The sequence below is a fragment of the Cupriavidus sp. CuC1 genome, from assembly GCF_044627735.1.
Lineage (GTDB): Bacteria > Pseudomonadota > Gammaproteobacteria > Burkholderiales > Burkholderiaceae > Cupriavidus > Cupriavidus ulmosensis.
In genome coordinates this window covers 1-16,902 of record NZ_JBIUHC010000196.1, presented here as the reverse complement: position 1 = coordinate 16,902, position 16,902 = coordinate 1, and the positions used below count along the sequence as shown (strand labels likewise).

Sequence of the window (16,902 nt, the reverse complement as noted above, 5' to 3'; positions counted from 1 at the left end):
TGGGGAGTGACCCTAGGCCGGACAAGGATCCTAGGGCGATTTCTTCAAGTTTTCAACAGATCTTGTTAACGGCTAGCTCATCGATTCCCTTTCTTCTATTGAAGGATCTTCGTGAGCCTCAAAAAACCCGATGCCAAGCACCAACCGAATAGCACGCAAGCGCCAAGCGATGATCCATTGGATGGTCGCCACCGATTGACTCTTCCCATGCAAATCAGTGCAGTGCTGCTCGATCTCGCTTGGCTGAAGTGCGTTGTTCGACTAAGCGCGCGCGACAGCTACAAGATTGCCACCACCGTGCTGCAGGTTGACTCCGTATCTTGTACCTTCATCTTCGATGGATGCCGCACGGATGCCGAGCGGGATCTACTGCTGACATCGGACGAAATTGCTGTCTCCGCTGTGCTGCGCGATGTCAGGATTGACTTCGTCATCGGCAGACCATCCCTGATCAAGTATCAGGGCGGCCCGGCCTGCGCCGCACCTTTCCCATCTAAGCTCCATCATTTCGAGCGCCGCCGCCATCCCCGTGCACGACCGCACGCCGCTATGGGCTACCGCTCTGAGCTTCACATGCCCGACCGCTGGATATCGCCGACCTCTCCCTGTCCGGTGTGGGCCTTCGCTCCAAGGGTGCGTGTACGGACCGGTTACCGGTGGGAATGATCTTGCAGAAGTGCAGGCTCGACTTTCGCAACCAGGGTGAATTGGAATTTGACCTCCAGGTAGTCGGGCACGGTCTAGCAGGCGAGCGTACCGTGCATCACATCGGCTGCACCTTTGTCGCACTCGCGCCCGGTCAGCAGACTTTCCTCCAGCGCTTGGCCTACCACATCGAACTGGCGAGCCGCGAGGCAAGAATGCGCGCCAATCGAGCTCTAATTGCATGTTCCCGATCCGCCGCTTACCAAGTTTGGACCTTCGTTCGCCAGCGACCTTGACATTGGTCATCCGTTTTAGTCCCGTCGGGCCTAAAACGAGTCGCTACCTTTGGCCCACACCGGCGACTACCCCGGCCGCCAGCGCTTCGTGCCGGTGGCGGGCCTTTCTTCGCCATTAAGCCCGATAGGCCGGCGAACGCAAAGTATGGCGGCGCCCGCACCGCCGCCCCCGGGCGCACCACCGCGGCGTAGCGGTGCTTTGAAAAAGCCGCAAGGATTTTGTAGTCTTAACGCAAAGTAAGCGTGGCATCCTGAAGCAGGAAGACATAGCCGAATGCCCTTTGCTCCGGGCGCCGAGGCTCGATAGAGCTAGTCGGCGACAGGCCCGGCTTTATGCGCGGCCAATCAGCCCGGTGAAGGAGGACGAATGGCGGATAACAGCAATACTGCGGCCCGGTGGCCGGCTGCCCTGCTGGTGGGCCTGGCGGCTGCCGCTTTGAGCGCTCGCGCGCAGACACCGTCGCCGCTGGCCGAGTGGCAATATTCGGCCGGTGTCCCGCTGATGAAACTGTACGAGGCCAAGGTGCCCGACTGGCAGGTCCAGGTTGGGGCCGCCGCCAGCCTGCGACCGTATTACGAAGGCACCCAGCGCTATCACGTGCTCGCGGGCCCCAGCTTCGATATCCGCTACCGCGACCTGTTCTTTGTTTCCACCGGTGAGGGCATCGGCGTGAACCTGCTTTGGGCGGACCACTGGCGCGCGGGGGTGGCGATAGGCTACAACCTGGGCCGGCGCATGGCCGACGATCCCGGCCGTCTCAACGGACTAGGCAACATCAATTTCGCGGTTGAGACCAAGCTCTTTGGCGAGTATGTGGTGTCGGCGTCATTTCCCTTGGTGGTGCGCATCGATGTGCGGCGCAGTCTGGGCGGCACCGACGGCTGGATCGGCGATATCGGCGCCTACCTGCCGCTGCCCGGCAGTTCGGAGCGCTTTTTCTGGTTTGCCGGCCCTACCGTCACCTTCGGTGATGCGCGCTACATGAGCCGGTGGTTCGGCGTCACCTCGGCTCAGGCAGCGCGCTCGGGCTATCCGCAATACAAGGCCGATGCGGGCCTCAAGTCATACGGCGCGGGCATCTCCGCGATCTGGTTCTTTCGCGAGCATTGGTTTGTCACCGGCGACGTTGCGGTCGGCCAACTCGCGGGCTCGGCGGCGCACAGTCCGATCACGCAGAAGGCAACCAATACGGTCGTCGATCTTTCGCTGCACTACCAATACTAATGTTCCTTCGGCACCCTCGCTGTACCACTACACTACCGCGACGAGCCGCTAGCCAGCATCGTGAGCCACGCCGGTTCCAACGCGAAGGGAACGGCCCCAGGGCATCACCCTGACTTCCGGGGCCGCCGGCGCGTTCCGCTGGCCAACAATTTCACGCACTTCGTCATGCATCTGCGCCAGCCGAATTCCCCCAATGACCGTTGTCACCGCCGCTCTCGACGCAGCAGCTGTGAGGCGTGAGGCCGTCGCGCCGCATCGTCCGCGCGGAAGCTGTCCACCTGGATCACTTTGTCAAGCGCGCGTAGGAAAGCAAGGGCCTTTGGGGACGAGGAGGCGACGGCGATGTCTTCCAGCGTTTTGAGTTCGCGAATGGCGCCGGCCAGGCGCTGGCTTTCCGTCTCGCCGAGTTCCTGCGCTAGTGCCAGCAAATCATACAAATCGCGCAGGCCCCCAGCCCTTGGCGTTTCGATATCGGGACACAGCCGGCGGATGACCCGCGGATCTCCGAGTGAATCAGCAATCGCAAGCTTTTCCGAATCGCGCAGGCGGTGGATTGGGCTGAGTCCCTGTAGCGCGATTTTGCCGGCTATCCTCAACACCGGATTGGATACGTTGTCATAAAGCCCACGCAAGGCTTCGCTGGCGAGCCAGATCTGTTGCCGGATTGCGCCGCGCACGATAGGAGCGAGTTCGACCTCCGGTTGCCCGGCGTAGCGCCACAAGCAGGCGCATGCCATGTAAAGATGAGATAGTGCATCGCCCAGCCGTGCCGACAGCAGTTCCAGCCGCTTCAGCTTGCCTCCGAGTACCCCCATGCAAATGTCGGTGGTGAAGGCGAATTTGGCGGCGAGCCGGGCAATCCTGTGCGCCTCGCGCTCGAATCCCGGTGGGACATCGCCCACACGCGGCGCATGGACCAGACTGCCCCAGAAGCAGTGCAACAGGTGGCCGCCATGCCCGAGCACGGCGTCGCCGAGCGCAATGGCGTCGCGTTGTTCGACTGCCTGGATTTCCCTCAGCACATAGGGATGGCAGCGCACGGCGCCCTGACCGAAGATGATCAGCGCACGCGTGAGGATGTTGGCCCCTTCGACGGTGATGGCGATAGGCGCATGGCGGTAGGCGGTCGACAGCAGATTGGACGGGCCGGCGCAGATCGCCTTGCCGCCCAGAATGTCCATGCCATGGTTGATCGCGCGGCGGCCCGCTTCCGTCAGATGGTATTTCAGGATGGCGCTGGCGACGCTGGGCTGCTCGCCTTGATCGAGCGCGCTGGTCGTTAGCCGCCGCGCAGAATCGGTGGCATACAGATCAACGGCCATTTCTGCCAACGGTGCGGCGATGTTGGGGAAGCGCTGAATTGGCAGACCGAACTGATTGCGCATCCGAGCATAGCCGTTGGCGACATACAGCGAGGTTTGCTGCAGCGCCGCGCCGATCGCAGGCAGCGATATCGCCCGGCCGGCGGCCAGGCATTCCATCAACATGCCCCAGCCCCTGCCAATGTTGTTACTGCCGCCAATGACCCAGTCAAGCGGAATGAACACATCCTCCCCTTGCACCGGGCCATTCATGAACGCACTGTTCATCGGCCTATGGCGCGCGCCAATTCGCAGACCCGGATGTGGCACCGGGATCAGCGCGCACGTAATGCCCAATTGCTGCGTGCCGGCGGGCCGGGTCGGGTCAACAGCGTTGAAGGCAAGGCCAACCACCGTAGCTACCGGCGCCAGCGTGATGTAGCGCTTGGAAAAGGTCAGCGCAAAGCCCGCGGTCATGGCGCCGTTCCATTCGCGCTGCGTCAACACCCCGATATCTGGAATTGCGGCGGCGTCCGAGCCGGCATACGGAGAGGTCAGCGCAAAGCATGGCAGATCCTCGCAACGTGCCAGGCGCGGCAGGTAGTGGTTCTTCTGTGCCTCGGTACCGTAACGCACCAGCAGCTCGGACGGCCCGAGCGAGTTCGGCACCATGACAGTCACCGCTGCAGCGATGTTGACACTGGCGATGCGCGTCACGACCGCGGCATGGGCGGCATGGCTGAACTCGAGTCCGCCATAGGCGCGCGGAATGATCATGCCGAAGAATCGATGCTTTCGCAGATAGTGCCAGACTTCCTCCGGCAGATCGTGCGCCTCGTCAATCGCGAAGTCGTCCAGCATCCCGCACAACTCCGGTACGCGCTGTGCGAGAAAGGCCTGCTCCTCCTCAGTCAACTGCTCGGCCGGAATCGCTGCAAGCCTTGCGAAATCGGCCTTGCCTTCAAAGAAGCAGCCTTCAAAGCCAACCGTACCGGATTCCAGTGCGGCGCGTTCCGTCTCGCCGATCTTCGGCAAGGCATTGGTGAACGCAGGCATCAGGAGCCTTCCGAGCAGGGATGACAGCATCTAGCTCCGCCAGGTTCGAGTTAGTGCGAACAGTTTGCGCCAGCCAGCGTCCTAACGTGCGCCTGCCCGAAGGTGTTGAGACGACTCGAGCAACTGCACTGATAGCGAGAGAGCTCGACCGCCGCACCGTGAATTGTGCCAGGTTTCCGTAGCCGGAGAGGCGCCGCCGCCCTCCCCTGCCAGCCGCCTGCTGACTCGTGTTAGCGCCCTGCCTGCTTTCTCGTTGCGCGCGTGCGCGCGGCCTTGCGGGCCGCTTCGGAGCGGCCGGCCGCCCCCTTGGTTATGGCAGCCTTCTTGGCGGACGCTGAACGATCCGCCGCAGTGCGTGTGCTTGCCGCGCGCTTGGACTGAGCGGACAGCGCCTGACGCGAAGCACCGGCTGTGCCCTCCCGCTTGAGTGCTTCAAGAGCAGCGCGGGCGCGCGTAGCCTTGCTTTCTGAACTGGCCCGTCGCGACGCCACCTTGCCGTCGCCACCCTTGGCGGCGGACTTGGCGGGCATTGACCTGGTGCTTGCGGACTTGGTCCCTGTCCTTGTAGCCTCCCTCTTCGGCGGCACATCGACGCCGGCGCGGCGTGCCTCCGACAAACCGATCGCTATGGCCTGCTTGGCCGAGCGCACGCCGTGCTTACCCCGGCGCACGGCTTCGATCTCGTCGTGAACGAAATGGCCGGCCTGGGTGGTCGGCGCCTTGCCCGCCCGCTTATCTGCCCTGGCTTGCGCTATGCTCGATGCCCTTGGCATGATCGTCTCCATGACTGCCCGCGGTCATCCGGCATGGGCCATGGCAGATGCGATGTCCGCGGCGCCGATCGGGCCCGCCATCTGCCGGCGGGCTAAAGAAGTCCGACGCAAAGCCGTTCCAGCCTTTCCATCTGTGCGGTCACCGCCACCCACAGCGGAGACCGTAGTGCCGCCGCGTGCGAAATCTGCACACCCTACGACGGCTCACTCAAATCAATCCCGCTCCGTCACCGACGGCAATCCCGTCAAATATGCTCCGAACATCTCGCCTGTGCATCGCCCAATATGACGGGTGCGAAGCCGGTGCCGCGTGCCGGGGACAAGACCTTTTCGAGAGTGCCGCGAGCTAGGTAGGACGTTGGCCGACGGCGCTTCTGAGCCGCCTCTTCTACACTCTAGTCATCCTTCAGGAGGAATTGCAATGCGAAGAGACTTTATGGTTTGTGCCGGGCAAACTGGCTGGATCTTGAAAGTCTGCGGCACAGTTACAGCAATCCTCGAGTTCGAATCCAAAGACGAAGCCGTGAGTGTTGGAAGCACCCTAGCGGCGCGCCATGGCGTCGATCTCGTAATCCTCGCAATCGGGGAGCCCAGCGGACGAACTCACTGCATTCGTCCGGCCGAACTCCTGGCAGCATGACCCGGCTCGAGCCAGCGCCATGGCAACCAAAGCAAATTTCCCCGCCATACCCCACGGCAGCGGCTTAGACGTCAAGCAGGACGATGCCTTGCCACCGGAGATGGCACGGGTCCTGGCAAAGATAATCGCCCGCTTCGCAGGCCTACTTTCTCTGATCGTCATTGGCGTGCGTGCCGCAGCTTCCATTGATCTAGCCATCCTCCCTCTCAGCGACGAAGCGCTGCACCTGTCCGGGGTAATCATTGCCATCTGGGTAATGTGCGAGATGTCCTGGCGACACAAGTGACTAGCGCCGTCGAACCCTCATTTAAGCCTTGGGCCTGGATCTTCGCATGACCGACCCGCAAGCCCGACTGTTCCAACTTGTTGTGCATATTGGGTGCCGACCGGCTGTGTGATCGTCGAGGTCACCGGCCCTGTGGTGTTTCAGATCGGCCCATTTCCGGAGGAGGCGCAACCGCAAGCACTCGCCAAGCGTCTGTTTCCGGGGCGGCCGGTGATTTTGCTGCCTCCTCAAAGGGCACGGCTGGATGACGAGGCAGTGCCGATCCTGGGCAACTGGGCCTGCCAGGCATCACGGCGTGCTACAGAGTGATGAAGGAAGGCGCGCCCCCCTCCTTTTGAGGATAGTCAGCCAGCGCCTAATGATGCAGACGTCAGCACTCACTCAATTTGACCCTGACGAGAATTCCCGTGACCGCTTGCGCCACTGCGCCGCGGTCTTTTTTTCACGTCCGCTTACCACCGGCGCCGGGAGCATGGCGACTTCGCCGTGCCCGCGCCTCGTTCTCCAGATCCATCAGCGGCCTTACCTTCGCGTCGACGCGGCGCACTCTAAGTCCGGCGGCGGCGCTTCCAGGCGCCATAGGCGCGCCTTTGGACCGCAGCCAGGACAGCACGGCTTCGTGGATCCACGCAGCACACCCCCAGCAATCGGTAGTCGCTTCCGGCCCGCTTCAACTGCGGGCAAGCTAAAGTTGCTAGTAGCACGCAGCATCCGGCCCTACACTGAATTAACTATAGGAATCGGATCAGAACCGACAGAAACGACTTCGCCCTGCCCGCAATGCTCACCTTTCATATCATGTCTCGGGGGCACGGCCAACGAGACCATTCGTTTCGAAGCCCGCGACACCGAACCGGCCGGGGTGCCCTTCGCAGCGTTGTCGATGAGGTCTTGCATCTTGCGCTTGTGCTCTTCGTATTTTGCCTCGGCGACCTTCGCAAATTCAGCTTGTGGGGCTGAGGCGATATCGGCCAATTGACGGCAAGGCCTGCCTCCACCAGCGCGCAGCACTGGCCTGTAGTGCCAGCAGTTCCTGCGGATCGTTGGCAGCGAACGCCATCCACATGGGCTCGTCCGTTTCCGCCAAGGCCGATTTCATCGTCTGCAAATTCAGCTTGAGCAGTTTCTGGGAGCCGGCAAGGATATTGTTCGTCAGACCGAACAGGATGTCGATTTGGCGGCCGATACAGCCAGATGGTGATACAGCAAGCAGGGAGTCAAGATCCCCCAGGTTCCGGGTCAGGCGGATCTCGTTCCTCTCTAAGTAGGATTAATCTGGCGAATTAATAAGGACTCAGCATCATTGTCTCCGACGTTTGGCTGCTCGAACAGGTCGGCCGCCAGCGCCCACTCGGCATCGGTCAGGCCACTGATGTACTTGCCAGGATCGGCCGGCTCCAGGCGGTGAGAATTGCTGCCGCCGTAATGCGCGGGCTCACTGGGCTTTGCATAGAGTACAACTCCAGCGCGGCGTAAAGCCGCCGCCAGCGTGACTCTGCTGACCTTGGAGCCACCTTGCTCGGCGAGGCCTTGGGCCGACTCCCTCATCGTCGCGTTCGGACTGGGTGGTTGAGCCGCACGGGCAACTGTTAGCGAAGACGACATCACGGAGGCCAATGGCACTCGGGTGTCCGGCGCGGATTCGAGCAGGTGGAATACGCGGCTGGGCGTGCGGATGCACAGGACCTTCGTGCGCGAGGACACACGCAAGATGCGGCCCTATGCACTGTCAACTGGTGGCACACCAGCACCGAGAGTAGAATCTCGTTCAACCAGATTCCGCTTAGCAGCTGTATCCGGTGAATCGGCATGAGCTCAAGCATTGGGTCAATGCGGATCTGGGCAAGCGCCGGACGGGATGGGCCAACGTCTCCGGCGCATGGGGTGAACAGAGCTTCTATTTGTATGCGTTGCGCGTCAGTGAGAAAGATTGCCGGTGAGCGAAGTGAATCACTTGGATGCTGTTCGCCTGCTGGCGAGAAATTGCCGCTCGTGCTGTCACAGGAGACGGACTTGTGAAGCGAACGTCTAACGCCCGCTGCGCCGCAGCAAGATTGCCACGTGGCATGCTCAACCACGGAGTACCGCTCATGCGACATCACCTTGGGTTCGGCGTGGGCCAATGGGATGGCCGGCGTCACCTGATGCATGCCGCACTCTGCGCGGCGTTGCTGATGGGCATCGCCCATGCGGCCTACGCCCAGGAGTTTTACGTACTTGGCGGGCTGCAGCAAACGCCGTCGCTGGGAGAGAAAACCTATGGCTACACCTACGAGTACGCCCATAACCTGACCGACAACGTCTACGCCTCCTTCTCTTACCTGAACGAAGGGCACGTCACCAACCATCATCGCGATGGACATAGCGCGCAGTTGTGGGGACGGTTGCTGTCGACGGACCGGCGCTTCGCCTTCTCGCTTGGGGCCGGTCCCTATCGCTATTTCGATACCACGGTGAGAACGGCCGAAGGCGGCGTGAATGACCAGCATGGCTGGGGAATCCTGATCAGCGCGGCAGGCACGTGGTACATCAACGGCGGTCCGTGGATCGTGCAGGCGCGATACAACCGGGCGCAGGCATTTGGCAGCATCGACACCAATACCTTCCTGATCGGCGTTGGCTATCAGCTTGATCGAGGGAGCAGGGGTGGCCCGGTGGTGCCACCGCCTTCGTACACTCGCAACACAACCAACAACGAGCTCACGGTTTTCGGCGGCACCACCATCATTAACAACTTCGATTCACCCAGCGGTACCGCTTTCGCGGTGGAGTACCGGCGCGGCGTTCTGCCCTACGTAGACCTCACTGCCACCTATCTGAACGAGGGTGATGCCCGGGTTGTGCGCCGGCAGGGTGTTGCAGCGCAGGCGTGGCTGGTGCGGCCGTTCTTCAATGATCATCTGACGCTGGGGATCGGACTGGGGCCCTATGTGGCGCGGGACCGGGACGAGGGCGGCGGCATCACGCACACGCTCGGCCTGTTCACCATGTCGGCGAGCTATCGCATCAGCCCGTCCTGGACCACGCGCTTTTCCTGGCATCGCACCGTCACGACCAATAGCCGCGATTCCGATGTGATGGTGCTGGGTCTAGGCTATCGGTTCTGAATACGGCCTCTTAAATAATGCAACAGCATAGTCGTCGCAGAATCTCATTTGATCTCTTCCATTGGTCGACCGCCGAGAGGACTTTCGGTAAGCGTGGCGAAGTACCGGTTATGTAACGCTAGACGCCCTGTCAACCACCATACGCGTTCGATAGGCGCCAGTTGCGGGCTGTATGGCGGGAGAAACAACAACGTCAGGTGCAGAGTTACCTGGCTTTGTCCAGCACGACGACGTTGAGCTTGCCGCGACGTCGACCTTCACCACCTACTGCACAATTGGGAAGGATGCAAACGTTTCGGCGTTGAAGACAAGGACTTCAGACCTCGGCGCCAAATCGTGCGATATCATGCCCTGACTTTCGTCAACTTCAAACATCAAATATCGCCGGGGGAATTTGTGAACGGTAAAGCGCTGGCTAGTTCGAAACGCGCCATGCGCGGGCCGATGGCGATGGGTGGTTCCCTAAGCTTAAATGTCCAAAGTTGCGCCCCTTCCGTAACGACAAACGAGATTCGATCTGGCGTCCATCTCAGAGCAACCAGATGTTGGACGGCCACGCCGCGCACCGTCAAACTAGGGCAGGAAAAGTTGAGCGTCATCTCAATCACCTCACACGGGAAACGGGCCTCCTCGTGATGGCCATCGATATAACTCGCCTCAAGCAGAATGGATCCCGTCACGGTGGTAAGCATGGGCCTGTCAGTCCTATAAGCGCCTCGGTCGGGCATTGCAATATCCGTCCCACCCTCGTCGAGTGACGACGGCGACGAAGCAAAGGCGTACTGCGTTCTCGGGGTCCCCAGACTGCCATTCTAGTCGCCATCGGTAACGTTACGTATGCCGACGGGGACTGAAAGCCACCAGACGCGGGGTAGTGCTCAACATCGGCCTCGAGGCGGCGGGCCGCGTCGAGATGGTGTTCCAGGGTCGGCAAGGTCTTGCTGGCGAAGCCTTTGACAAGGTTGTTGTGCACTGGAGTGTCCAGACTTCTGGGGAATTGGTAGCGGAATAGCTCACGCTGGATATCCCATCGCAAAAGGGCCGAAGGCCGAGAACCCGTTCCTCCCGCGGTGCGAAGTCGCCCACTGATGCCCGCTGACCCCGGCCTGATCATGATGCGTCGCCGAGTCCCTCTGCCTTACCTCCTGCGTATATTCTTTGACTAAGCAGCAGGGACAGCTCTCAGCGATGACATCCTAGGGTGAGAGACATGCATTCCTATCAAGTGCCAGGACGCGGTCCACATCTGTCCGAGGGTCCCATGGGGGTGATAGCCAGGATCACCGCCACAATCGGCAGGCGGACGTCTTGCGATATCTGCGCCGCCACAATAGCCTCATCGCAGAAAATGTGTTTGATCACCTTGGCGCTTCAGCTCTGCATCCTATGCCCGGCAGCTGGTGCAGCCGCCGTTCCTGCTTCGTCATCCGGGAGCAGTTTGCACCCCTCCGCCTGCAGGTTGTTTGTCGACATCATCCGCGAAAGCTTGCGATCGGAGCTTGAGGTCGAGTGCGTCTCCGCAGCATCATCCCGGTGTGAGGACAAGAACCTCGTGGTGAGATCGATACTGATTTACATCGACACCCAACGACTGCGCAGCGAAGACGACTGCAATACCGCGCTTGAAGCGCTTGAACGGCTGCGCGAATTGCCTTCACAGGACCACTAGCTGGCACGGCATATGCGTCACTCCTCCCGGCTCCCTCGCCATGAAGGAGGCCCCCGCGAGTTGCCATTATTGCGCCGAAGTATGCCTGATGATCCCTGAAATCTCTTCCAGCGAGATTTGCACGTGGTCCCCGAGATCTACGCCGTCAAACGTGGCCAACGACTCAAGCCCGCATCCAATGGCAAAGACCTCTGCCACCCACTCACCCGGTGCGTTCGATTCGATGATGAGCAAATTGAACTCCACGGAGGGATCCGACTCGCTATGGGCCGTGACTAAGTCACCTTTCGCTGGTCCTTCGCCGCGTTGAACGCTCCGGCCGGCTGCCACCGCCAGGATGCCAGCCAATTCCAGGTATCCTCTCGCAAACTTATTCGCGTGCATGTCGCCCCCGTTTCACATCCTACGGTTCATCTTTCATAATGTAAGCAGAATAGAAGTGCAACGCAAAGATTATGGGCACCCCAGCGCTTTGGCTTGAGGAATCCAGTCCATATAGTCCGCGATCGCTCCTCGATACCGGTTGCGGCGGCCGCCTAACCCCATGCCATAGTACCCACGAAGCCATGGATCGCCTCGTCAATATTTCACCAGGGCCGGCAGCATTCCAGTTCGAGCCGCAACGGCGCGCGCGGGCTTGGGGCGTCAAAATATTAGGAGCCCTAAGCAAATTGCACGCGAGCTTGCGGGCATTGGGTCAGAATCGCCGGTCATAGCTCAATGACAGTTTCCCGACGCGCACAACGGGGAGCATCTGCCGCCCCGACGAGGGACGAGAAAAGCCCCGCCGGCACCAGGGAGAGCGGCGAGGCGAATGAAAGGTTGAGAGGAACCTTCCAGTGGGGCTTCTAGGATGCACGTGGCTCGGCAGTGCGAATGTCTGCTAACGCACCTAGCGAAGACCGGTTTCGGCGAGTGCCCAAGCACCGCGAGTCGCACCCGTCCACAATTTCCGTTGCAGCTTTCTTCCGCGCCAGCTTGATGCCATTCGCGCACGAAGACGCCCTCCAGAAACTCGACCGCTACGAGCCGAAGCGTCCCGGCGTGCCGGATCGCCGCCGTCGTGGCGAACGCTTGGGAAACCGAGATCGCTCCTGGCGCGTACGGGTGCCAATCTGAGGTGTACATCAGGTAGGCGCCCGCCCTAGTCCGGCCCACGGCCCATTGACGCTCTTTTACCTGCAAGGATTCCCCAGGCGCGCAGTTTTTACACACGTGGATCCATCTGCACTGGCAATCACTACGAGCGAGCGAGCTCTAGATGGGGTGTTTTGGCCTGCTGTCGAATGCACCTGGCCTGGGTATTGCACGCCGTCGGTCATCGACTGGGTATGGCTGCAAGCCGATTGCCCGGCTATCCGACGCTAAAGGAGGAATCATCATGTCCAACGCCGGCCCGGCGGCGGCTGGGTCGAGGAGCGGACGCCTCGCTGGTGGTCTCGATAGCGTCTGCCGCGGGGCAAGGCGAGGCGCCAAGTGCCGCAGTGGGCGGAGGCCCTGCGAGCACGCCGCCGCTACGCGATCCCAGGCACGAGTATCCCGGCCAGCCCTTCTCCGAACAGACCCAGCCGTGGCCCGGACTTGCGGACAAAATGACGCCACGGCCCGGCCATGGCGAAGTTAGCTATCGGGGTTCTGGCCGACTCGCGGGACGCAAGGCACTCATCACTGGCGGTGATTCCGGTATGGTGGCTCATCGGGCGGAACCGGCATCCCGTGATAGGGTGCCCTCCAAACGCCTTGCGAGCGCGCCTGAGAGGACAGAAATAGGACCTGGCACCAACTGGCGAGGAACTGCGGAACAACTCAAACACCTCACACAGATGACCGCTGACGATCTTCTCCAAACTCTGTTCGCCGCGACCCAGCATCCTACTTGGTGGCAAGCGATGTTGCGCGCTGCAGTCGTCTTCGTGATCGCATGGGCGCTGTTGCGGCTGGCCGGGCGTCGTTCCTTTGCCCAAAAAACCTCGTTTGATCTGTGCATCATGCTGTTGCTGGGCGCCGTTCTGTCACGCGCCGTGGTGGGCGCGACCTCGATGGGCGCCGCAGTGGGTGCATCGGTTGTCCTCGTGCTTATGCATCGGTCTGTCGGCTGGCTCTCCACGCGATTCTCTGCCTTCGACCGTATCGTCGGGGGTAATCCGATCGACCTGCTTTCGAAGGGAACGCTGGATCACGACGCACTTGCACGTACCGAGATTAGCGAACGCGATCTCGCCGCCAATCTCCGCGAGTCCTTGCAGACGGAATCGCTATCGGGGGTGGATCGGATTGTCGTGGAACGCGATGGGAAAATCAGCTTCGTGCGTCGATCCAAAGTGCCGGGGTCGTCAGATCACTAGGCGCCCAGATAGCCTGGAAGCTTGCGGGCTGTGCGGCTGCGCGCAAGACGCGTGGCGTCAGCTAGCGCCTGGGCGAAGCCGTGAATGGTGCGCAAATCGCCCTTCACATGCTTGCGGAAGAATGCCACCCACTGAAAATCAGCGTAGGCGCATTTTGGTTTTCTGTACCCGCCTGCGTTCCGCGCGAACGCCGCGAGGCTGCGGTATGGGTCATCGATCATTCCTTCCACAGTTGGCGGCAACGCTGAGATCGATCGGCGAACACCGTGCTCGTCGTAGGGATGGACATCCCCCAGCTCTGATATTCGTTGCCAGAAGGCGCGCTTTCCAAGCTTGTGCAAGTCACGCACAACAACAATCGGCGTCTGTTCTTTGCCGAGTTCCAGCCATGCGCGTGCCCAGTGGTGGTGGTCAATGATGTAGAGTTGACCATTGGGACCCAAAACGGCCTTGACGGGACGTCGCTCCATGAACTCCTCGAACGTTGCTACATGAGCCCGGCTCGCGTCCATTTTCTGTCGCACATGATGCATACCCAAGGTGAGTTGGGTCGGATGAAGAGCTTTTATCAGCGCCATCGTTGAGTGAGATCCCATGACGTCCCCTTTTTCGCCACCACTTGCATTGTCAGATGCGACTTGGCGCGAAGCGCAACATCCGTGCCCAAGTCCTAACTCATAGGCGCTTCAAGGCCGTGCGGGTCGTGTGAAATGACCGACGCTCGCTTTGGCGGTGTCATTCGCATCGAACTACCGAGCGGCACGGTAAGCGTCCAGTGTGGTGTCAATGGATATCCAGGTGCAGCTTGAGCATCGTGCGGTCGTTGGAATCCTCGTTAGTCTCGATGAGCCAAAGCTGCTGACAGGCTCTGACCAGAACGGTAAATGGCCGGTTGCTTCCCTTTGAAATGGAGGTACGTCGTCAAGGCGCCGTCGGGGAATAGACAGGTGCTAACCGGATAGGCTCGTCAGAATGACGGACCGGCAAGATTGGGAACGTCCCCCCGTGGTAAGCCCGATCCTTCGCCGTAACTTCAGTGTATCGAAGCCGCGGCAGGTGACCCGCAAGGAAAGCTGGTGGGGGAGTGGGTAAGAGAACGCGGAGAAAGCGAACGCCGGGCTGTAATGGTCCGGATAGGGGTTCGAACTTTGCCCCGGCTCGAAAGGGCGCAGACTTCCGCGAGGTAGTAGCTGGCGCGGGCCAGTATCTGAGGCTTGTTTGTAGGGCTGCTTGGAAGAGACCGTCGCAAGGCAGTTCAGCGCCTTGCTCCCAGTGCTGGGGGACCCAACGATAGGACGTTCGCGCAGGTCTTGTGCCGTGTGGAACAAGGCCGGCATCGACGCAAGGTGCTTCAGCGAAGCCTGAGCTGTATTTGGGGAAACTCGCTCGTATAGTTCTTTGGGGAGGGAACGGCGGCAACGCCGTTCTCTTACCGCTGTGCGACACGTGTCGCCGTCCGCCGCGCGTCAAGCGGCATGATGTAGGGATGGCAAAGCTCATTCTTGCCTTGTCACATTCGACAAGATCTGAGTATTGGAAGTTGAAGCTGTGACCTGCTGTGCGACCAGCAGTTGCCTACCTGGACATGCGCGATGGGTAACCGTCGGGTGTGAAGCTCCGGGGACAATGTACTTCTCGACAGACGGACCATCCTGGCGACAAGATTCGGCCGACCCTGCCAGCAGCAGGGGGCAATCCACGGGCAAAGGCCCCGCATTCTTCAATTCCTTGCGGATGGCGTCGAGTTTGGCGCCAAGGGTCGATTGGATGTCGGCGAACTCGTCTGTCCTCGCCCGCATGGTTGCGCCGGCGGCGCCCAGGTCCTGCAGCGCCTCATTGGCGTCGGCCAGATCCGCCCGCGCGTGCGCTGCGGTGAGCTCGGCCAACTGGCATCCTTGCGTCAGCCGTTCACCGTCCAGCCGGCACCGAATGTGGCAGCGGCCAGAGCTCCCGTCGCCAGCGCTCGCCACGGCACGGCCTTGAGAGCCAAGGTGAGCATCACACGCATGAAGTGGCAGATCATCGGCCTATGTATCGTGGTGGGCTTGTTGTGTTCGCTCCTGGGACTGCTCCGGTACGCAGCCATCACGCATCCGCTTCAGGCGCGGGTGGGCCAGATCTCCAGACTCCGTGAAACGGAGGTGGTACCTCAAATTCAGGGACCGCATACTGGAGCTGCGCAACTTCAAATGTCCTTTCTGAGAATGGCAGCCAGCGTTCACGCGCAGAAGGTGTTCTGTTGCATCCAAGTACCGCACCCGCACCCCGGTTTCGGGTGTTTGTTGGGCGCAGAGCGAAGCTGGTGTTGCGGATAGCTCCCGATGCGAGCAGAGGTTCTTGACCGGCACCGTACAGACGCTCCGATCCGGACATGGGAAAGTGCGCTTGAGACCGTCCGATATTGGGAGCTCCCACTATGGAGGAGTCCATCCGCGCATCGGTGACGACCACTGCAACCTAGCATGCATTGTGAGTGATGGCAAGAACATGCCGTGATAGCGATACGGTCTCAAGTCCGTTGACTTGGAGTAGCACATGCCAATCAAACATCATATGACGCAGAACCGTCTGCTTGACATGCTCCCCCCAACAGAATGGAGCCGTCTGTCGAGGCATCTGATGCTGCTGGACATGCCGCTAAGGCGGGTTGTGTACGAGGCCGGCGACCCGATTGGACAAGTTTGTTTCCCTACTACCGCACTCGTCTCGATGCGGCATGTCCTAGCTGATGGCACGCGTGCGCCGTATCCGTCAGCAGAACCCATGTTGACTTGGGAATACTGCTCCGTCAGGTCATTGGCGTTGGGGGGGGCATCGGATGCTATGACATCACGGCTGACGATCTGATGTCAGAACTGATAGCCGCGCTCCCGCCAGTACTGCCAATCGGCAATGGCCTGCTGCGTCAGCTCGTCGCTCGCCAGTGGCACGAGTTGCGCTAGTGGTACAGCAAGCTTGCGCTTGTTCCATCGTATCCACACGAAGGCTTCAGTCTCGCACACTTCCTCCGGCGCCATTGCGATCACCTGAACCCGGTCGCCGGGGATGAGCGGTGAGGTTGGCGATCTCTTGCGAACCTCAGCTTCAAACGGAACGGTGAGTTGCTCCTCGAGGTAGTAGTACCATGCCATAGACCGCTCCTCTGAGTTGTAAGCGTCGACGACCACCTCCATCTCGATTCGCTGTTCGCGGTCCGGCTCGATCTTGCGTTTAGACATGTTTGTCGTACTTATGTCGATGGAAGGCTGGAAGCTCAGAGCTCGACGACCTTGCGCAGAAGTGCAAACGAGACACGCCAGTGGCCCTCACCGGGATTGCACTGCACAGAAGCAGTCTTCTGGTTGATGCGTACGATGGTGCCGATGCGCTCGTGCAAGTGCTGGTCGGTAAAGGCCACCGTGTCACCGACCATGAAGTCAGCACGCTGCGCACGCGGCGGTGGCGGTGGATCGTGCGGTGATGGTTGGGCCGCAGCGTTGGCGTCGGCGATGACCGCGGCATAGGGCAAGGCCCATCGCCGGCGCGTAGCGATATCTTCGACCACGGCCTGGGTCTGGCG

20 protein-coding genes and 2 pseudogenes are annotated in these 16,902 nt (G+C 60.8%); 10 read left to right on the top strand and 12 right to left on the bottom strand.

Going from position 1 to position 16,902, the window contains the following annotated elements; translation table 11 throughout:
* Positions 1 to 111 precede the first annotated feature (111 nt).
* The 3 genes from ACGLHR_RS45235 to ACGLHR_RS45225 all read left to right on the top strand — a co-directional run bounded on the left by ACGLHR_RS45235 (position 112) and on the right by ACGLHR_RS45225 (position 2,166).
* A complete protein-coding gene (locus tag ACGLHR_RS45235; RefSeq protein ID WP_400102341.1) occupies positions 112 to 666 on the top strand; it encodes a flagellar regulator YcgR PilZN domain-containing protein in 555 nt (184 codons plus the stop codon).
* Positions 615 to 941, top strand: coding sequence for a hypothetical protein (locus tag ACGLHR_RS45230; protein ID WP_400102340.1), 327 nt, complete (start codon positions 615 to 617; stop codon positions 939 to 941). Before ACGLHR_RS45235 ends, ACGLHR_RS45230 begins: the two co-directional genes overlap by 52 nt.
* Positions 942 to 1,308: 367 nt before the next feature.
* Complete coding sequence (locus tag ACGLHR_RS45225; protein WP_400102339.1) at positions 1,309 to 2,166, top strand: MipA/OmpV family protein; 858 nt, start codon at positions 1,309 to 1,311, stop codon at positions 2,164 to 2,166.
* A 203-nt stretch (positions 2,167 to 2,369) separates the two neighbouring features.
* Here the strand turns inward: ACGLHR_RS45225 and ACGLHR_RS45220 are convergent, their stop codons facing one another.
* Together ACGLHR_RS45220 and ACGLHR_RS45215 are read right to left on the bottom strand one after the other, a co-directional pair.
* Complete coding sequence (locus tag ACGLHR_RS45220; protein WP_400102338.1) at positions 2,370 to 4,553, bottom strand: acyl-CoA dehydrogenase; 2,184 nt, start codon at positions 4,551 to 4,553, stop codon at positions 2,370 to 2,372.
* Positions 4,554 to 4,753: 200 nt separating this feature from the next.
* Positions 4,754 to 5,296 carry a DUF6496 domain-containing protein gene (locus ACGLHR_RS45215; RefSeq protein WP_400102344.1) on the bottom strand — a complete coding sequence of 181 codons (543 nt, stop codon included), beginning with the start codon at positions 5,294 to 5,296 and terminating at the stop codon, positions 4,754 to 4,756.
* Positions 5,297 to 5,717: 421 nt separating this feature from the next.
* Here ACGLHR_RS45215 and ACGLHR_RS45210 point away from each other — a divergent pair, with 421 nt between their 5' ends.
* The 3 genes from ACGLHR_RS45210 (at position 5,718) to ACGLHR_RS45200 (ending at position 6,531) form a co-directional block, all read left to right on the top strand.
* On the top strand, positions 5,718 to 5,936 hold the full coding sequence (locus tag ACGLHR_RS45210; RefSeq protein WP_400102337.1) for a DUF2188 domain-containing protein: 219 nt from the start codon (positions 5,718 to 5,720) through the stop codon (positions 5,934 to 5,936).
* 19 nt (positions 5,937 to 5,955) lie between these two features.
* Positions 5,956 to 6,222, top strand: coding sequence for a hypothetical protein (locus ACGLHR_RS45205; protein ID WP_400102336.1), 267 nt, complete (start codon positions 5,956 to 5,958; stop codon positions 6,220 to 6,222).
* Between the two features lie 108 nt (positions 6,223 to 6,330).
* A complete protein-coding gene (locus tag ACGLHR_RS45200) occupies positions 6,331 to 6,531 on the top strand; it encodes a hypothetical protein (protein WP_400102335.1) in 201 nt (66 codons plus the stop codon).
* 408 nt (positions 6,532 to 6,939) lie between these two features.
* Here the strand turns inward: ACGLHR_RS45200 and ACGLHR_RS45195 are convergent, their stop codons facing one another.
* From ACGLHR_RS45195 to ACGLHR_RS45185, 3 genes are all read right to left on the bottom strand, one after another.
* Complete coding sequence (locus ACGLHR_RS45195) at positions 6,940 to 7,197, bottom strand: hypothetical protein (protein WP_400102334.1); 258 nt, start codon at positions 7,195 to 7,197, stop codon at positions 6,940 to 6,942.
* Positions 7,166 to 7,387: a TIGR01841 family phasin gene (gene phaP / locus ACGLHR_RS45190; RefSeq protein WP_400102343.1), complete on the bottom strand. Its 222-nt coding sequence runs from the start codon at positions 7,385 to 7,387 to the stop codon at positions 7,166 to 7,168. The genes ACGLHR_RS45195 and phaP overlap by 32 nt, the downstream gene beginning before the upstream one ends.
* Positions 7,388 to 7,482: 95 nt before the next feature.
* On the bottom strand, positions 7,483 to 7,770 hold the full coding sequence (locus ACGLHR_RS45185) for a hypothetical protein (protein ID WP_400102333.1): 288 nt from the start codon (positions 7,768 to 7,770) through the stop codon (positions 7,483 to 7,485).
* A 79-nt stretch (positions 7,771 to 7,849) separates the two neighbouring features.
* On the opposite strand from ACGLHR_RS45185, the gene ACGLHR_RS45180 reads away from it, so the two are divergent.
* Positions 7,850 to 8,035, top strand: coding sequence for a hypothetical protein (locus ACGLHR_RS45180; protein ID WP_400102332.1), 186 nt, complete (start codon positions 7,850 to 7,852; stop codon positions 8,033 to 8,035).
* Between the two features lie 277 nt (positions 8,036 to 8,312).
* Positions 8,313 to 9,329: a hypothetical protein gene (locus tag ACGLHR_RS45175; RefSeq protein WP_400102331.1), complete on the top strand. Its 1,017-nt coding sequence runs from the start codon at positions 8,313 to 8,315 to the stop codon at positions 9,327 to 9,329.
* A 44-nt stretch (positions 9,330 to 9,373) separates the two neighbouring features.
* Here ACGLHR_RS45175 and ACGLHR_RS45170 read toward each other — a convergent pair whose 3' ends face one another.
* The 3 genes from ACGLHR_RS45170 to ACGLHR_RS45160 all read right to left on the bottom strand — a co-directional run bounded on the left by ACGLHR_RS45170 (position 9,374) and on the right by ACGLHR_RS45160 (position 11,346).
* Entirely contained in the window at positions 9,374 to 9,520 is a 147-nt protein-coding gene (locus ACGLHR_RS45170) for a hypothetical protein (RefSeq protein WP_400102330.1), read from the bottom strand.
* A gap of 183 nt (positions 9,521 to 9,703) precedes the next feature.
* Positions 9,704 to 10,021 (bottom strand): hypothetical protein, encoded by a 318-nt coding sequence (locus tag ACGLHR_RS45165; protein ID WP_400102329.1) that lies wholly within the window; start codon positions 10,019 to 10,021, stop codon positions 9,704 to 9,706.
* Between the two features lie 1,043 nt (positions 10,022 to 11,064).
* Entirely contained in the window at positions 11,065 to 11,346 is a 282-nt protein-coding gene (locus ACGLHR_RS45160) for a hypothetical protein (RefSeq protein WP_400102328.1), read from the bottom strand.
* A gap of 983 nt (positions 11,347 to 12,329) precedes the next feature.
* On the opposite strand from ACGLHR_RS45160, the pseudogene ACGLHR_RS45155 reads away from it, so the two are divergent.
* Both ACGLHR_RS45155 and ACGLHR_RS45150 read left to right on the top strand, forming a co-directional pair.
* A pseudogene (locus ACGLHR_RS45155) lies at positions 12,330 to 12,686 on the top strand (NAD(P)-dependent oxidoreductase); the annotation flags it as partial.
* 135 nt (positions 12,687 to 12,821) lie between these two features.
* Entirely contained in the window at positions 12,822 to 13,343 is a 522-nt protein-coding gene (locus ACGLHR_RS45150; RefSeq protein ID WP_400102342.1) for a DUF421 domain-containing protein, read from the top strand.
* Here ACGLHR_RS45150 and ACGLHR_RS45145 read toward each other — a convergent pair.
* The 4 genes and pseudogenes from ACGLHR_RS45145 to ACGLHR_RS45130 all read right to left on the bottom strand — a co-directional run.
* Positions 13,340 to 13,939, bottom strand: coding sequence for a ParB-like protein (locus ACGLHR_RS45145; protein ID WP_400102327.1), 600 nt, complete (start codon positions 13,937 to 13,939; stop codon positions 13,340 to 13,342). The genes ACGLHR_RS45150 and ACGLHR_RS45145 overlap by 4 nt on opposite strands.
* A 900-nt stretch (positions 13,940 to 14,839) precedes the next feature.
* Entirely contained in the window at positions 14,840 to 15,229 is a 390-nt protein-coding gene (locus tag ACGLHR_RS45140) for a hypothetical protein (RefSeq protein WP_400102326.1), read from the bottom strand.
* Between the two features lie 963 nt (positions 15,230 to 16,192).
* The gene (locus ACGLHR_RS45135) at positions 16,193 to 16,561 is read right to left on the bottom strand and encodes a calcium-binding protein (protein WP_400102325.1); all 369 of its coding nucleotides are present in this window, start codon (positions 16,559 to 16,561) and stop codon (positions 16,193 to 16,195) included.
* Positions 16,562 to 16,596: 35 nt separating this feature from the next.
* Positions 16,597 to 16,902 (bottom strand): annotated as a pseudogene (locus ACGLHR_RS45130) (hypothetical protein); the annotation flags it as partial.

Bases quoted from the DNA above. Each gene is read 5' to 3' on its own strand.
- ACGLHR_RS45205 (WP_400102336.1), top strand. From the start codon at position 5,956: ATGGCAACCAAAGCAAATTTCCCCGCCATACCCCACGGCAGCGGCTTA.
- ACGLHR_RS45145 (WP_400102327.1), bottom strand. From the start codon at position 13,939: ATGGGATCTCACTCAACGATGGCGCTGATAAAAGCTCTTCATCCGACC.
- ACGLHR_RS45210 (WP_400102337.1), top strand. From the start codon at position 5,718: ATGCGAAGAGACTTTATGGTTTGTGCCGGGCAAACTGGCTGGATCTTG.
- ACGLHR_RS45225 (WP_400102339.1), top strand. From the start codon at position 1,309: ATGGCGGATAACAGCAATACTGCGGCCCGGTGGCCGGCTGCCCTGCTG.
- ACGLHR_RS45150 (WP_400102342.1), top strand. From the start codon at position 12,822: ATGACCGCTGACGATCTTCTCCAAACTCTGTTCGCCGCGACCCAGCAT.
- ACGLHR_RS45175 (WP_400102331.1), top strand. From the start codon at position 8,313: ATGCGACATCACCTTGGGTTCGGCGTGGGCCAATGGGATGGCCGGCGT.
- ACGLHR_RS45135 (WP_400102325.1), bottom strand. From the start codon at position 16,561: ATGTCTAAACGCAAGATCGAGCCGGACCGCGAACAGCGAATCGAGATG.
- ACGLHR_RS45165 (WP_400102329.1), bottom strand. From the start codon at position 10,021: ATGCTTACCACCGTGACGGGATCCATTCTGCTTGAGGCGAGTTATATC.
- ACGLHR_RS45215 (WP_400102344.1), bottom strand. From the start codon at position 5,296: ATGCCAAGGGCATCGAGCATAGCGCAAGCCAGGGCAGATAAGCGGGCG.
- ACGLHR_RS45185 (WP_400102333.1), bottom strand. From the start codon at position 7,770: ATGAGGGAGTCGGCCCAAGGCCTCGCCGAGCAAGGTGGCTCCAAGGTC.
- ACGLHR_RS45220 (WP_400102338.1), bottom strand. From the start codon at position 4,553: ATGCTGTCATCCCTGCTCGGAAGGCTCCTGATGCCTGCGTTCACCAAT.